This window comes from Thiomonas sp. X19 (assembly GCF_900089495.1).
Taxonomy (GTDB): Bacteria; Pseudomonadota; Gammaproteobacteria; order Burkholderiales; family Burkholderiaceae_C; genus Thiomonas_A.
The window spans coordinates 807,815-823,772 of sequence record NZ_LT605203.1 but is presented as its reverse complement, the minus strand read 5'-3'; the positions used below and the strand labels follow the sequence as shown (position 1 = coordinate 823,772).

The following is a 15,958-nucleotide window of genomic DNA, read 5'->3' as shown; positions in this document are numbered from 1 at the left end:
CCCGGGTCCAGGGCGCCCGGCTCAAGGCGGAGCCATGCCGGCGCGCTGCAGGGGGCCGGGCACGCCCTGTGGGGCGCCGGGCGGCGGGGCACGGCTCTCGGACCCACGCTCGGGTACGCCCTCAGGTCTGCCTGAGCGCCCGGCTTCGCCCCGCGAACTGGGTTCGAAGCCGGGCGCGAGCGCGCGGAAATGGGGCTGGAACTCAGGCTGCACATGCTGGCGCAATTCCGGCGCTGGTCGTTCGAGGCGCTGCGGCGCTTCACCCGGGCGCTCGATCGACGGAGGCGGCCCGGCACCGCGCTCGGGCGCGGAAAAGCCAGACGGCCTCGGCCGGGGCAGCGGGGCGAAGCCTGGCTGCTCCAGGCGCGGCTCGGGGCGTTGATCGAATCTTTGCGCGGGGTGTTCAGGAAAGTGGGGCATGGGGCGCGAAAACCCGCGATCCCGTTGCGCTGGTTCCGGGGTTTGCAGCGGCGGCCGGGGAGCTTGCGGCTGCGCCGCCAACGGGGATCGCGGCTGCGGGATGAACACACGCGGCGACTCGGACCGCCCGGACTCTCCCGGCTGCGGCTGCAAGCCGGGCTGCGGTCTGGGTGACGGCTCCGCCGCCGGAGGCTGGCCAAGACGCATCGATGGCGGCGTTACGGGTTGGCGCTGCACCGGGACCGGCACGATGCGCACCGGAGCCCGTTCGGGCGACGTGTTGTTCGCGGGCAGGCCCCGGTATGTGCCCGGGGGCCGCAGCCCGCCTGTCTCGGGCATGCTGGAGCGCTGCGGCAGCGGCCCGGGCTCGCGCGTGGCCAGCACCGGGCGCGGCCGGAACCCCGTGGGCCAGGGCATGGGACGCGCCCCGGCGGTGACGCTGGCCGCCAACGGGTGCGCGTCGGGCGCCGTGGCCAGCGGCAGGATGTGCGCGGGCAAGGCGGGCAGGCGATGCACATGATCCTGCACCGGCAGGCCCTGAACGAAGGCGGTGCGCGGCACCAGGGTGAGGGCGTGGGGCGGCAGGCGGCGCGGGTCGAGTTCGCGGCGCACATTGATCCAGTCATGGTCGCGGCCGCTGATGGGAGTGCAGCGATTCACCGCCACGAGGTAAGCCGGGGTGTAGGCGTAGGGCGGGCGGTAGATCTGCCCCGGGCCGAGTGGGAACCAGCCCACGGCCGGAGCGCCGCCGGCCACGCCGAAGGAGAAGGTGACGCCGGGCGCGGCGCCGACGAAAGCCACCAGCGCCGGGGCGTACACCGGGCGCACCAGCACGGGCCCCGGCACCCAGACCCAAGCCGAATCGACCCAGGCCCAGCGGCCGTAGTGGAAGGGCGCGAAGCCCCAGGGTTCGGCGGCAATCCAGGTCCAGCCCCAGGGTGGCACCCAGGCCCAGTGGCCGTTGCGGTAGGGCACCCAGCCGGGGGCGACGCGCGGGTACCAGACGGGCCCGTATTGCGGGCTCTGGGTCCATTGGCCCCAGGCGTCGAGCCCCTGGTAGCCGGTGACCCAGGGCGAGACATAGCGCGCGGAGATGGAGGCGTCTTCGCGTGCGTTCAACTGCCCCACCCACTGGTCGAAGGCGTCGGCCGGCGGATTGTCTTCGGCGGCCACAACGGTGAGGTTCTGCCCGGCAAAGCGCACCCTCTGCCCGGCCTCCACAGCATAGGGCGCGGCGCTCTCGCCATAGGCCGCGCCCTGGCCGGCGCGCAGCGTGGCGGTGGTGGTGTCGGCGGCCGGATTCACGTCCAGGCGCATATCGCCGGCACTTTGCAACTGAAAGGCGAGGTTGGGCGTGTCCACCTCCACCCGCTGATCCGGTCCGAAGGCGCGTACCTGCAATTGCGCCGTGCCTTGCGACAGCGACAACTGCACGTCCTGCTCGCGCAGATCGAGCACCGTGAGATCGGTGCCCGGGCCCAGCCGGATCGCATCCGGCCCGGCGACGATGTCGGCGCGCCCGCCCGGCGGCACCCACAGCCGGTCGCCGATGGTGATGGGCCGGTTCAGGCTGGCCGCGATCCAGCTGCTGGCGCCGGCCGGCAGCAGACTCACCTCGCCTTGAAACTCGGCGATGCGGCCGACCAGTGCGGGCGGCTCCCCGGCATGCGCGAGGGGTGCCGAACCGACGATCACGACCGCGAACAGGCTGGGTAAAGCTCGGTGCAAGCCCCATCGCAAACAGCCGAGCCAACGGACAAGGTGTGGGAGCACGTTCATGGTTGTCGGCTTGGGCGAGAACCCTGGAATGGGTTGCTTTCAACATCAACGAACGACATGCGTGCGCGCATGACAGCGGCTTGCATGCGCGCACTGCCAGATGTAACCCGTGACCCACAAGCCAGGCGCCGGGCTCAACGGCACGCCGGGGCCGGTCCATGCCTTGCGCCAGCGACGCCACGGCCACGTCATGGCAGACGCAATGCCGCAAGCGTCGGGCTGTCATCCGCTTGTCATCGGCCTGACACATGAATAACCGAGATTCGGGCAGCGCCCACGCCACCATCCTGCGCCCTCCGCACCCCATGAATCACACGGTCAAGCACGCTGTCCTGCGCGTGCGCTTCGCCTCGGCCACGGCGGATTGCGACGATACCAATTCCCAACCCATCGCGCCCGGCGAGGCTTTGTTGCGCCTGCGCGAAGGCGACTCCTGGGCAGCGCTGCTCAGCAGCGGCCACGACGTGCGCGAGCTGACCGACTGGCTCATGCTCCTGCGCCACCAGCCCGGCGGGCGCCTGCCAGGCGTGCTTGCGCTGCTGCCCGACGTGGCTGACCCCGGCGCCCTGGCGGCACTGCGCGCCGGCGCCGATGCCGTGCTGCACCTGGGCAGCACGGCCGCCTTGATCCGCGCACAACTCGGCCGGCTGCGCGAGCGCGTGGCGCCGCAGCCCGACGGCTGGCTGCAGCTGGATGACGACCTGGCGCTGGATGGGCAGGCCCGACGCCTTTATCTGAGCGCCCCCAGCAGTCCGCAAGCGGACTCCCCCAAAGGGGGTCAAGGACATTTCGGGGCGGCTCTGCAATCCCTTGAGGGCACGCAGACTCTGGCGCTGCCGCCGCAACTCTTCCACCTGCTCTGGACCCTTGCGGCGCAGGCCGGGCATGTGCTTGGCCCCCAGGCGCTGCGTTTGGCGATGGACATTCCTGCCCGTGCCCAGGCCGACACGGTGCACACCGCCGTGGGTCGCCTGCGACGCGCGCTGCGCCCGCTCGGGCTGCACAACCATGTGCAGACGGTGCATGGTGTGGGCTACCGCTGGCACAGAACCTTGCCGCCGGGGCAAACGACCCCAAGCGTTGACAACGCTGCGCATCGACAAACCTGAGTAGCCCTGGCTTGTTGACACACTCAGCGCGCCCAGACGCGTCAATCGGCGCCGGCCGAATCTGCTCCTGGTGTCGATAAGCGTTCGCAACGTCAACGTTTATGTACAAGTTTGACGCCGGCGGTCAGATCTTCGTCAGGTTTATGCAACCGGCGCGTCACGCGCCCTGGCTGCAATAGCGCTCTGTACCCGTGGGCCAGACAGCCTCGCGGACAAGCCGAACCCGACCCACCCCGGAGGATTGCATGCAGCACCCGATCACGCCAACCGCGCGTCCCGCGTTCAAACCCAGCCTGCTCGCGCAGGCGCTGTTCGCCACTCTGCTGGCAGCTCCCATCGCTGCCCAGGCCCAAAACGCGCCGACCGACCTCGGCAGCGTACAGGCTGGCTCTCAAGGCGCTGTCGCCAAGAAGAGCCACGAGCAAAAAAAACTCGAGGCTGCTCATGTATTCAAGTCAGGACAAGCAACCAAAGTCATCACTAAGACGGAGTTAAAAACAGCAGGACCATTCGGTGGCAGCGCCCAAGCGCTCGCCCTGGTTCCTGGCGTCGGAGTCTCAGGTTATGGCTCGACCGGCGCGACCAAGAACTCCATCAGCATCAACGGAATCAAGCAGGGTTGGGGTGGTTTCAGCGGCGCCCAGATCGACAACGGCTCGATTTCAGTCACCTTCGACGGGGTACCGATGGTCAACCCATCGAGTGGTTTATGGGCGACGCCGCAGATCCCACAACTCGGATTGTTGCAAGGCGTCGGCGTCACTTATGGCCCGGGGAACCCCGAGGACCGCTGGTACAACAACATCGGGGGGCAGATTGCGTTTGTTCCCCTACAACCAAGTGACAAGGCTGGCGGTTCAATCGGCCTTAGCGTCGGCAGCTATGGCGCACGCAACCTCGACTACGTGCTCAACACCGGCGAACATGACGGTTGGTCAACGATTCTGGCCGGTGGCACCGGTTCGGCTAACAGCTACCGCAGCGCTCCAGATGGCTTCGACAGCCGCAGCCAGAACTATGCGGTGTTCCTGAAGACCCGTAAGCAATTCGAACAGGGCGACTTCTCCATTGGCTTTTACCAAGCACGCGGCACTGGTTACCGCCCGATGGCTGTGCCAACGACAACCATCCCTGACGTCACCCAAAACGGCACGGCCAACTCGCCGCTGTATAGCCAGCCGGCATCGGGTTTTTACAGCACGGTACCAGGCAAAGTATGGAACAAGAACGACACCAACAAAACCCGTCTGATCTACGGCAAGCTCAACGTCGCGCTTGATGCCAACGTGACTCTGCACAACCTGCTCTGGTATCGCCTTGGGGAACGCGTGCATGATCACTACGCCAATTATGGATTGAGCAGCCCAGCGAATTTATTCGAACACAACAACCCGAGCACTTCGGTCTACGGCGACAAGATTTGGGCCGACCTCAGCCTTCCTCATAATCTGATCAGCGTCGGCGGCTTTTTCCTGAAAAGCACCTACAACACCCGCAACGCTTTCTATAACCCAGCGGATTTGGTTGGATCGTCGACGACTGTCTACGGCAGTCAGACTGTGCCCAACGCAAAGTATCGCAGTGATTATTTCAACCAGACCGATTTGGCGGTTTTCGCTCAGGACAAGATCAGCCCGCTGGCCAACCTGGATGTGACCCCTGGCATCCGATTCATCAGCGACCAGACTGTCTATTCACCCGGAGGCCAGACCGATTTTGCCCAAGCCTACGCTCTCGACCCCTCTGCTGATCAGGGCACGCTGCCAGGTGCAAACGTCACTCACCACGATGTTGAACCCTCGATCAGCGTCAACTTCCGACCCTTACCGTGGCTGGCGACCTTCGCCAACTATGCGGTGGCCTATAAAGAGCCACAAGTTGGCGGCGGCGGCGGTCTGTACCAGTCAACCCCGCCCATCTACAACTTGGAAAAAAGCCAAGATTACAACGTCGGCTTCAAGATCCATGTTGAAAACAGCCAGTACCTGCATCACTTCCTCTTGTCGGCCTCGTATTACCACCTGCATTACAGCAACCAGTACATCCCACTCACCGACGCCAACGGCAACTACATCGGTGACGCGAACGGTGACTCCAGTTACAAAGGCATCAACATTGCCGTGGCTGACGATCTTCTCTACAACTTGGGGGTATTCGCGAACGTGAACTTCGAGAAGGCGGATTTCAATAACTACACCACCGGCGGAGTCAGCTACGCCAACCTGCCGGTCTCGAACGTCCCGAACCGAACCCTCAATGTCGGCATCAATTACAAGATCTATAGCAACGGCATGCTCTGGGTTCCGGCCATTTCTTACCAGTACACCGGCGCGCAGTACATGTGGAGCGACTACACCAACACGCCAACCTCCCAACAAGCGCCGGCCTACGGCCTGTTGAATTTGACCCTGGATGGCACGGTACCGTTGCACCAGTCGCTGCTGCGTGACTTGCACTTCGGCTTTGGCGTTCTGAATGCGACGAACAAGGAATACAACGCCAATCAGTTCGTCAGTTTTGACGGAGAGTGGGTCGGCATGGGCAACAACCCGAACCAGCAATTTGTCTTGGCGACCCCAGGAGCGCCCCGCACATTCTTCGCCAGCCTGTCGGCCGACTTTTGATTGATGCGGTTCATCCTGGACTCCTATCCACACTCAGGAAAACCAAACGGGGTGAAAGTTCGAAGAATCGTCACGAACTTTCGCTACCGTTGCTGATTTTCCCGACCCCATTTCCGGAATCAAACCATGTCATTCGACACGCTCACCCACATCGCCCAGACTTCGGGCGGCATTCTCTACATCATGCTGGTCTTGCTGTTCGTGGCTCTGGCGGTGACCGTGGAGCGTTTCTGGACCCTCTCGCGCATGCTGGACTCGGCCAAGACCTGGGTGCGTGAACTGAAGGGCCACGCGCATGTGGACGCCAAATCACTCAAAGGCCTGGTCGAGGCGAACGCCGATACACCGGCGGCGCAGGTGGTGGCCGTGGCGCTGCATCACGATATGAGCGACGCCATCGAGCACTTTTCCAGCCGCCTGGAAGAGGCCGTGATGGACCAGGCGCCGCGCATCGACCACGGGCTGTGGGTGCTCGACACCATCGTCACCCTGGCGCCGCTGCTGGGCCTGCTGGGCACCATCATCGGCATGTTCAACACCTTCTCGGCGCTGGCCAATCCGGGGGCGGCTTCGCAGGCCGTCACCGGCGGCGTGGGCGAGGCGCTGGTGGCCACGGCCGCCGGGCTGTTCATCGCCGTGCTCGGCCTGGTGGCGTTCAACGCGCTGAACCAGCGCGTGCGCCTGCTGATGCACCAGCTCGAACGCATCAAGCTGATGCTGGCCAACCGCATGGTGCCGCACTACCGCGAAGGCGGCGTGCGCGGCCCCGCGCGGCATCCGGTCGTCACCCCGGTCAGCCCCAACCGCGTCGCGCCTGCCGGCGCCCTGGGCCAGGCGCTGCAACAAAAAATTGCCTGACCTCGGCACGGTGCCATTCCAGGCCTCGGATCAACGCGCCAGTTCGCTCCTCACACCCTTTCCATCACACCCTTTCTACAAGCAAGCGCGCATTCTCCGTCCGCTTCCGCCGCGGCGCCCTCGCGCTGCGGCACTTTTCCTTGAGTTGCCATGAAGTATTTCGAAGTCAAGAAAGCCCGCATCGAGATCATTCCGATGATCGACATCATGTTTTTCCTGCTGGTGTTCTTCATCATGGTGACGCTGCACATGATTCCCGACGCCGGCATCGCCTCGCGCCTGCCCACCAGCGCCACCGCCCAGGCCATGCCCAAGCCGCAGATCACCCTGGCGGTGGACAAGGCGGGCGTGATCCATTTCGACCAGAGGGCACTCACCCCGGCGCAGCTCACCGCCATGCTCAAGAGCCGGCCGCAGCCGGGTGCACTGCAGGTGACCCTGGCCGGAGACAAGGACACCTCGCTGCAGCAGCTCATGGCGGTGATGGACGCCTGCCGCCAGGCGGGAGTGACGAAGATCGGCCTGGCGACGCGGCAGGGCGGAGGCAGCGGCTCATGAGCGCCGTGCTGCAGCACGCCCCGCAGCATTGGCGTGAGCCGCATGACGGGCAGCGCTGGCCGCTGGCGGCGGGCGCTGCGCTGCTGCTGGAGGTTGTCATCGTCGGTGCTCTGCTCTGGCTGGCCGACCATGCATCGGCGCCACCACCGCCTGCGCCGATGCAAATCGTGCTCGACGCCCCGAAGCCGGCGCCCCAAACGGTCGCTCCGCCAACGCCCAGGCCGCCCGTGCCCAAGCCGCTGCCGAAGCCCACCCCCAAACCCGTCGTCAAGCCGCGGCCCAGGCCGGTCCTCCACAAGGTCGCCCCCAAACCCGCGCAGCCGCCGCCACCGCCGCCGGTGGCGACGCCGAAGCTGGAGGCCCCGCCCGCACCGGTGCCCGACACCAAGCCGGCCATGCCGGTGGCGGCGCCCACACCGCCTGCTCCGCCGCAACCGCCGGCACCCCCGGCACCCGACGCCGCCTCGATCAAGGCCGGCTTCGAGGCCGCGTTGCGCAGCGCCATCCAGGCGGCGGTGCGCTATCCGCAAGCCGCGCGCCTGATGCGGCTCTCCGGCAAGACGCTGGTGGGTTTCGATTTCCGCGACGGCGTGGTCAGCCACTTGCGCGTGGTCACGTCCAGCGGTGCCGGCCCGCTGGACCACGCCGCGCTCGATGCCGTGCGCAACGCCCCCTATCCCGCCACACCCCGTGTGCTGCAAGGCAAAGCCATGGCCTTCACCATTTGGGTGCGGTTTCACCTGAACGATCAATGACTTCCATGGCCTCGACATCACGCCGCACAAGCAAGCTGGCTTGCCGCTTTGCACGCCAGCTTGCCACGGCCACGCTGCTCGGCCTTGGCGCGTCAGCGCAGGCACAAGCCGCCACCCTCACCGTCTATGGCGCGATGGGCTACGACCAGCATGTCGCGCAAGCCTTCACCCAGGCCACCGGCATTCCCGTCAACCTCATTCACCTCAGCACCGGCCCGCTGCTGGCGCGGGTGCAGGCTGAAAGCGGCAACCCGCAATGGGACGTGCTCTGGCTGGACGGCAACCAGGCGATGCAGACCTTCGCCACGCAAGGCCTGCTGCAATGCGGCTGGACACCTGCCGTGCGCTACACCGCGCTGGGCCGGCAACTCGTGCCGCCCAGCCATTGCTGGCAGCCGGTGGGCGTGACCTATGCCGGGGTCATCCTCTACAACCCCAGGACCATCGCGCAGGCCGATTGGCCCAAGACCTGGGCCGACCTCGCCAAGCCCGCGCTGCGCGGCAAGGTGGGCATGGACAACCCGGCCATCTCCGGCCCCACCTATCCGCTGGTCGCGGGCCTGCTGCAACACCTGGGGGACACGCCGGGCAAGGCATATTTCGAGCGTCTCAAAGCCAACGGCTTGAAGGTGTTTCCCACCAACAGCGTGACCCTGCGCGCGCTGCAGTACGGCCAGATCGACGCCGCCGTGGTGCAAAGCTCGGCGGCCATCGGCTTCCTGCACGAGATGCCCGCGCTGCACATTGCCACACCCGCACCCGCCACCGTGTTGCCGTCCGATCTGGCCATCGGCAAGCAGGTGTCGGGCACGCTGCAGCAGCAAGCGCGGCGCTTCGTGCAATGGGTGCTGTCGCCTGCAGGACAGGCCGCGATGCAGCAAGGCGACGCCGATGCCGACTCCAACGATCTGCCCTTGCTCGAAGGCGTCGCGCCCCTGCCCAGCCTGAAGCTGCTGGGCAGGGTGCAGCCGCTGGTGCTCGACCCGGCCGTATGGGGATTGAGAGAGCCGCAGGTGATCGACTGGTTCACCGCGCAGATCGCACGCTGACCGTCCACTGAGCGCCCGCTGAACACCGCGCCCATGACTGCCCGCAATCCAGACCTGCGCTGGCTGGCCGAACCCGCCTTGGCGTCGACGCACGCGCCCAGCGGCACGCGCACCGCTGGGCGCCGCTGGGGCTTGCGTGTCGGCTTACTGCTGGCCACTGTGGCGTTTGCCGCACTGTGGGCCTATCCCCTGCTGGGCTTCTTGTTCACGGCTTTCTTGCCGCATGTACTGCAGGGTGATCTGCGGCCAACGCTTGCCCCGCTGCGCCACGCCTTCCAGGGCTATGAACTGCATGCGCTGTTCAACTCGCTGTGGGTGGCGCTCACCGTGGGCGTGCTTTCGCTGCCCTTCGGCCTGTGGTTGGCCTGGCTGCGCGAGCGCACCGATCTGCGCGGACGCGGCTGGATCGAAGCCGGGGTGTGGCTGCTGCTCATCTTCCCGGACTTTTTCCTCGCCTCGGGCTGGATGCTGCTGGCCGCGCCCATCGGCCCGCTGGCTGCATGGCCCACGGCCTTGCACGCCGCGCAACTGCTGCTGGGCCCGGTGGGCATCATCCTCACCCTGGCCCTCAAGGTCGTGCCCTATGTATTTCTGGTGGCGCAAGGCAGCCTGCGCAACAGCAGCGCCGCGCTGCAGGAAGCCGCGCGGGTGCACGGCCTGTCGCGTCTGTGGCGGCTGCGCCTGGGGCTGGCCGCGCTGCTGCCCGCACTGGCCGCCGGCTTCGCCATGGCCTACGCCGAGTCGCTGCGCAACTTTGCGGTGGTGGCCACGTTGGGAGCGAGCAGCGGCTTCACCATGGGCACGTATGCCATCTATCAGGCGGTGAACGGCATGCCGCTGAACTTCCCCTTGGCGGCGGCAACGTCCTGGCTGCTGCTGGCGCTGGTGCTGCCCGCACTGGTGCTGCAAAGCCGCGTGGGGCGGCGCGCCCGCCAGCATCAAACCCTGGGTGCCAAGCACCGGCCTGCCGCGCGGGTGCGGCTGCAAACCAGCCACCAACTGCTGCATGGCGCTTTGCTCTTGGCGCTGGCCTTGTTTGCATTGGCTTTACCCACTTTCGCGGCGCTCGGCGTGGCGTGGCCGAAGGCGGGCTGGGCGCAGATTGCCGCTTCGCTCCCTCCATTGCTTGCCGCCATCCGCTATTCGCTGCAACTGGCTTGGGTCGCAGCCAGCATCACCGTGTTCATTGCCCTGCCGATGGCCTGGCTGACTGCCCGCCCTGGGCGCTTGGGCCGCGTGCTCGATGTCGCCTTGCTGGCGATGATGGCGCTGCCGCTCATCGTCCTTGCCGCCGCCTATCTGCAGGCCTACAACCAGCCGTATGCGCCGCTGTATGGCGGCAGTCTGCTGCTGGGCATGGCTTATGTGGCGCTGGCGGTGCCGGCCACCAGCCGGGTGCTGCTGGGGCCGGTGGCGCAGTTGCACCGCTCGCTGGCCGATGCCGCCCGGGTGCATGGGCTGTCGCGTCTGCAGACCCTGCGCCATGTGCATCTGCCGCTGCTGGCCGGCTCGCTGTTCTACGGCTGGCTGCTGGCGGTGCTGTCGATTGCGTTCGAGCTGCCCGCCTCCGAATTGCTCTACCCCGCAGGACACCCGCCGCTGGCCGTCGCCCTGCTGCAATATGCGGGCGGCTTCCAGCTGCACCAGCAGGCGCGCTTGCAGGTGCTGGGCATGGCCGTGCTGCTGGCCTTCGCCTTGCTGGCGCGCTGGGCCTATCAGCGCCTCACCCCCGTGGCCTGGCGACAACTCGGCACCCCCTGAACCATGACCCTGCTGCACATCGACTCCGCGCGCAAGCGCTTCGGCGCGACCATCGCGCTGCACGACGTCAGCCTGCAATTGCAGGAAGGCGAAATCCTCTGCCTGCTCGGCCCTTCCGGGTCGGGCAAGACCACGCTGCTGCGCCTGGTCGCCGGGCTGGAGCGGCTGGACGGCGGCAGCATGCGCCTGGGCGCCACCGTGGTGGACGCGGCGGACGGCCCCTTCCTGCCGCCGGAACAGCGGCAACTGGGCATGGTGTTTCAGGACTACGCGCTGTGGCCCCACCTGAGCGCCCTGGACAACGTCGCGCTGCCTTTGCATCGCCTGGGGCGCGAGCCATCGCGCGCACGCGCCCGTGCCATGCTGGCCGATGTGGGGCTGGCCGACCTGGCTGACCGCCATCCGCATGCCCTGTCGGGCGGGCAGCAGCAGCGCGTGGCGCTGGCGCGTGCGCTGGCGGTGCGACCCCGGCTCTTGCTGTGCGACGAGCCACTGTCCAACCTCGACGCGGGCTTGCGTGAGGAGCTGCGCGACCTGATTGGCAGCGTGGTGCGCGAGCACGGCATCAGCGCCCTCTACATCACCCACGACCACCGCGAGGCGCTGGCCCTGGCCGACCGCGTGGGCGTGATGGCGCAAGGCCGCCTGCTGCAACTGAGCGCCCCGCGCGACCTGCTGCGCCAGCCCGCCACGGCGTTTGTGGCGCGCTTCACCGGCGCGCTTGGAGCCTGGCCGGTGCGCCTGCAGGCGGGCCGTCTGCAGGCGCCCTGGGGCGAGGTGGCTGCAAGCACCGCTCAGGCGGAGCAGCCCGACGGCGAATACACCCTCTACCTGCGCGCCTCGGCGCTGCATCTGCCACACGCCCACTTGAATGTCGACACACCGTGCTGGTCAGCGCAGGCGCGCGTGCTCGGCCACCTCACCGTGGGCGAACACGCCGAACTGCGCATCGACCTGTCTGGAGTGCCGCTGCGCCTGCCCGTGCCGGACGCGCTGCCCGACGCTCTGCGCCACGCGGCGGGCAGCACCATCACCCTGCGCATCGCCGCCGCGCAGGCTTTGCTTTACCCTGCGACGACAACGACAACAACCGAGGAACTGGCCGTATGAATGCAACCCAATGGGGCGGGATGACCGCCGTCTTCCTGGCCTCCGCCGTCGAGTGGGTGGAGGCCTTCACCATCGTGCTGGCGGTGGCGCTGTCCATCGGCTGGGCACGCGCCGCCGGAGCCGCCGCTGCGGCCTTGGCCGTGGTCGCAGCGCTCATCGCCGTGACCGGCGCGGGGCTGAACGTGGTGCAGGCCGACATCAACATCATCCGCGCCGCCATCGGCCTGTTCCTGCTGCTGTTCGGCCTGCGCTGGTATGTGAAGGCCATCCGCCGCTACGCCGGTCGCACCAAGCTGCACGACGAAGCGAAAGAGTTCGCCGAAACGCGCGAAAAGATCGACCACGCCGAAGCCCGCGTCGCCTGGGCGGTGGCCTTCAAAGGCGTGCTGCTCGAAGGCCTGGAGGTATGGCTGCTGGTCGTGGCCCTGGGCCGCTCCATCAGCTACGGCCAGGCCGCTGGCAGCGCCGTGGCCGCGCTGCTGGCCGTCATCGCCGTGGGTCTGGTGCTGCGCAAGCCGCTGACCAAAGTGCCGGAGAACACCCTCAAGTTCACCGTCGCCTGCGCCCTGCTGGCCTTCGGCACCTTCTGGAGCCTGGGCGGCCTGCTCGATGAAGCCAAGGTCTGGCCCCTGGGCGACGCCACGCTCTTGCTGCTGTTCACGGTCTATGCGGTGGCCGGGCGGCTGTCCGCCTTCAAGTTACGCGTGCCGCAACTCGCCACGCAAGGAGCGCGCACATGAAAAAGGTCTTCCAGCTCATTTTTGGCGACGTCCGCAATGTCGCCTCGGTCATGCTGGCCGTGGCGCTGGCCTGGATGGTTGCGCAATGGATGCCTTCTGCCAGCGGCTGGGTGTTGGTGGCGGCGCTCTTCGCCGCGGCGTTCTGGCAGGCGGCGTGACGCCTCGCCCAGGCAGGCGCCATACAACCGGCAACGCAGGCTGAACCAGCGCCGGCCGTACAGCTCGAACGACCTGAAGGCGAGTCTTCGCGCCTGTGAGGACTCTCAAGGAAACGCAGGGCCGCCCCAAGTTTCCTCGACCCCCACGGGGGGCGGGGCCGGAGAGCCGACCCCGGGGGCGCTCAAAGGCGGCGGGAATGCGGCGGCGAATTTACCGCCCGTCGAGCGGCTGCGGCCAACCCTGGCGACGAGCCTGGTCGTGGCGGCGCAGGTCCTGCAATGTTGGCATGGCGTCGCTCTGCACAAACTCTGGCGGCAGCGTCAGCCCAAGCGCCCGTGCAACCTTGAGAGGCCTGGGCTGCTTGCGGCTCGCTAAAACCAGTGCCGCTTCGCGCAGTGGCTGCGCTCCAAGCCGCGTTCGCAGCCAGGCGGCCAGGCGCGCATCAGCGGCGCTCTCGATGCGTAATCCCAGCGACCACAGCCCTGCCGATTCATGCGTGTCGAACATCACAGACCTCCGGGAAATTGGCGACTCTTCGGCCGCCATGCCCAAGCCTAAGCCCGCGCATCAGGCTGGCGCAAGCCGCCGCCGGACCCCCTTCGAAAGCCCGTTTGTCGAATTGCAATTCCCATGGTTATTCATGCCTTTACGCAAGGCTTCGCGACAGGGCGACATCATCACCTTGCAGGTCACTCGGAATCATGGCTGGCTGTGGGAATCGATGGCCATGCATCAATCCGGGTTCCTCGCCAAGGACGCGCAAACCGCCATGCCGATCCGCGGCCAGATCGGCATGGCGGTCAGACAAGCCTCTCAAGGAAACGCAGGGCCGCCCCAAGTTTCCTTGACCCCCACGGGGGGCTGGCCGGCGAGCCGACCCTGGGGGCGCTCAAAACCGCCGCCACGCTGGCTGGGCAACACACCGGCTGGCCAGGCCACGCTTCAAGCCTTGGTTGTTTGCGGCAGCCCGGTGATGTAACCGACTGCCGCACCGTAGCGGTCTTTGTAGTTGGCCCTGATCAGCGGGTCGAGCGTGGACTTGATCTTGTCGTGCAATGGCGTTTCCCAGTCGGCCGGGTGCTGGAAATTGCTCAGGATGTAGGTCCAGCCGTTGACGTCGTCCACGCCTTGCAAACCGGTGGACTCGGCCCCCGCGGGGCACGACAGAATGCGGCTGAGTTGCCTGGTGTCGACGTTGTAGGCCCACAGGAAGTTGTTGACGTGCATGCCACTGTCTTCGCCGATGAACAGGGTGCGCAGCTTTTCCGAGAACTTGAGGTTGTCGGGGTTGGCGACCTTGTCGGCGTTGGCCAGATTGCCCAGCGCGTCCGGTGCGGCCAGATCCTCACCCACCAAGGCGGCGGGCGGCGCCATGTCCACCGGCACCCAGTCGCTGGCAATCGCCATGGCGCTCACGTCCTTCTGCCCCGTCTTCAGGTTCATCGCATAAGTAGCGCCTGCACGCGGGCCCTGGACCTTGATGTCGGTGGTGCCATCGATCATCGAGGCCTGGATGTAGCTCATCGCGATGTAGGCGACCTTATCCTTGGCATTGACCGTCGTGCCTTCCCATTTGGTAAAGCTCATCGATCCGCCCACCAGCGCCGCATAGCGGTGCGTCTCAAGGAAGGCTGCCGCTTTGTCCATGCCGGGCTTGAGCCTCACCCAGTTGTCCTTGCCGGACAAACGGATCTTGGTGAAGCTCGGATCATTGGGATTGGTCGTGGCCACGTCCATGATGTCGGTGGGCTTGAGGGTCTTGGCCAACTGCTCGATTTCGGCGCTGGTGGCACTGCCAAGCTTGATCCAATTGAGCGTGAATGCGCCAGGACCGTTGCCCAAGGTCTGCGTCGCCTTGGCCACGTACAGCGTGCCCGAGGACAGATCGGCCGACTGATCGGCGACGAACATGAAGGCCCCGCCGTTGGTCGCGTCGTCGCCCATCAGCACGGTGCGCTGATCCGGGCAGACGTGCACCAGCTCGTGCGAAATGCGGCCCAGACAGAAATGCTTGACCACGCTGCCGGTGCCGTCGGGGTTGACCTTGACCTCGGGCAGGTGGCCGTAGAGGTAGGGGTTGGCCTTGACCGGATCGCTCACGGCGTTGGCGTCGCCGTAGAGATTGGTGATGAACGCCTTGAACTGGCTGTTGTTGGCGATGGCGAAGGCGTCGGGCTCGTATTCCTCGCTGCTGAGGTGTGTGTTCCACGGCGACAGGCTGGCGCCGCAGGTGATCCACAGGCCATACGCCGGCTTGGTCGGCACGTTGGAGTACCTGGCCAAGGTGAGCTTGCCGGTGGTCGGCTCTTGGTCGAGCGTGAGCACGGCGATCGGCGAGAGCAGGCGGCCGTACTGGCTGGCTTGCGCCTGGTCGCGCGTGGTGTACTCGAACTGCACGACGGCAAACACCACATTGCCCTTGACGCCGAGCTTGGCCTTGTCGGCGCCGGCAATCGTCTGCAACAGGCTCATCCCATCGGGACAGTCGGAATAGAACGGGCGCTCCTGCCCGGGTACGGATTTGTCGATGATGGGGTTGCCGTCGATGTCGAAACAACCGCCGGCGAGGATGGTGCCGCCCAGCAGATTGGGCACCTGGTCTCCAGTGATGAACATCGGCTGGTAGCCAAGCTTGTAGGTTTGCGTGCTGCCATTGCTGTATGCCACTCGAAGGCTGGAGGCCACGCTGGTGGTGGCCATCGCGGCGGCATCGGCCAGAGCCGGGGCGGCCATGGAGCTGAAACTGGCCGCAGTGGGCGTGGCGGCCTGGGCTGGGCCAGGTTGCGGTGTGGCCGCCGCGGTGCCGGAACTGCCGCCGCAGGCCGTCAAGAAGGAGGCTGCGCTGAGGCCGCCGGCCAGCGGCAACAGGGGGGCGCCGGTGAACAGCTTGAGTGCTTGCCGGCGCGACAAGGTGGGGATTTGGGTCATGGCACGATCCTTCGGTCAGGGTGAGCGGATGGGAATGAAGCCGCTGGGCGGTGTCGTCTGTCGGTGGTGTCACGTTCACTGACATGGCTCACAAGAAGTTACATGACT

At 66.6% G+C, this 15,958-nt stretch carries 13 protein-coding genes; 10 read left to right on the top strand and 3 right to left on the bottom strand.

The features are described 5' to 3' along the window. Positions 1-21: 21 nt before the first annotated feature. The gene (locus THIX_RS03835) at positions 22-2,148 is read right to left on the bottom strand and encodes a DUF6600 domain-containing protein (protein WP_146748440.1); all 2,127 of its coding nucleotides are present in this window, start codon (positions 2,146-2,148) and stop codon (positions 22-24) included. A gap of 299 nt (positions 2,149-2,447) precedes the next feature. On the opposite strand from THIX_RS03835, the gene THIX_RS03830 reads away from it, so the two are divergent. The 10 genes from THIX_RS03830 to THIX_RS23730 all read left to right on the top strand — a co-directional run bounded on the left by THIX_RS03830 (position 2,448) and on the right by THIX_RS23730 (position 12,921). Beyond that, positions 2,448-3,308 (top strand): helix-turn-helix domain-containing protein, encoded by an 861-nt coding sequence (locus THIX_RS03830; protein WP_112485052.1) that lies wholly within the window; start codon positions 2,448-2,450, stop codon positions 3,306-3,308. Between the two features lie 245 nt (positions 3,309-3,553). Further along, on the top strand, positions 3,554-5,932 hold the full coding sequence (locus tag THIX_RS03825; RefSeq protein ID WP_112485050.1) for a TonB-dependent receptor: 2,379 nt from the start codon (positions 3,554-3,556) through the stop codon (positions 5,930-5,932). A gap of 126 nt (positions 5,933-6,058) precedes the next feature. Next, complete coding sequence (locus THIX_RS03820) at positions 6,059-6,790, top strand: MotA/TolQ/ExbB proton channel family protein (RefSeq protein ID WP_112485048.1); 732 nt, start codon at positions 6,059-6,061, stop codon at positions 6,788-6,790. Positions 6,791-6,940: 150 nt separating this feature from the next. Further along, positions 6,941-7,348, top strand: coding sequence for a biopolymer transporter ExbD (locus THIX_RS03815; protein WP_112485045.1), 408 nt, complete (start codon positions 6,941-6,943; stop codon positions 7,346-7,348). After that, positions 7,345-8,103 (top strand): energy transducer TonB, encoded by a 759-nt coding sequence (locus THIX_RS03810; protein ID WP_112485043.1) that lies wholly within the window; start codon positions 7,345-7,347, stop codon positions 8,101-8,103. Before THIX_RS03815 ends, THIX_RS03810 begins: the two co-directional genes overlap by 4 nt. Positions 8,104-8,108: 5 nt before the next feature. Then, complete coding sequence (locus THIX_RS03805) at positions 8,109-9,152, top strand: ABC transporter substrate-binding protein (RefSeq protein WP_233224384.1); 1,044 nt, start codon at positions 8,109-8,111, stop codon at positions 9,150-9,152. 33 nt (positions 9,153-9,185) lie between these two features. Continuing rightward, positions 9,186-10,913, top strand: a complete 1,728-nt coding sequence (locus THIX_RS03800; protein WP_112485041.1) for an iron ABC transporter permease — start codon at positions 9,186-9,188, stop codon at positions 10,911-10,913. A gap of 3 nt (positions 10,914-10,916) precedes the next feature. After that, complete coding sequence (locus tag THIX_RS03795) at positions 10,917-12,023, top strand: ABC transporter ATP-binding protein (RefSeq protein WP_112485039.1); 1,107 nt, start codon at positions 10,917-10,919, stop codon at positions 12,021-12,023. Further along, on the top strand, positions 12,020-12,763 hold the full coding sequence (locus THIX_RS03790) for a COG4280 domain-containing protein (protein ID WP_112485037.1): 744 nt from the start codon (positions 12,020-12,022) through the stop codon (positions 12,761-12,763). Before THIX_RS03795 ends, THIX_RS03790 begins: the two co-directional genes overlap by 4 nt. Further along, complete coding sequence (locus THIX_RS23730; RefSeq protein ID WP_199195230.1) at positions 12,760-12,921, top strand: hypothetical protein; 162 nt, start codon at positions 12,760-12,762, stop codon at positions 12,919-12,921. The genes THIX_RS03790 and THIX_RS23730 overlap by 4 nt, the downstream gene beginning before the upstream one ends. A gap of 211 nt (positions 12,922-13,132) precedes the next feature. Here the strand turns inward: THIX_RS23730 and THIX_RS23675 are convergent, their stop codons facing one another. Further along, complete coding sequence (locus THIX_RS23675; RefSeq protein WP_162497972.1) at positions 13,133-13,468, bottom strand: hypothetical protein; 336 nt, start codon at positions 13,466-13,468, stop codon at positions 13,133-13,135. A gap of 396 nt (positions 13,469-13,864) precedes the next feature. Next, positions 13,865-15,850 (bottom strand): PhoX family phosphatase, encoded by a 1,986-nt coding sequence (locus THIX_RS03780; protein ID WP_112485035.1) that lies wholly within the window; start codon positions 15,848-15,850, stop codon positions 13,865-13,867. Between the last annotated feature and the right edge of the window lie 108 nt (positions 15,851-15,958).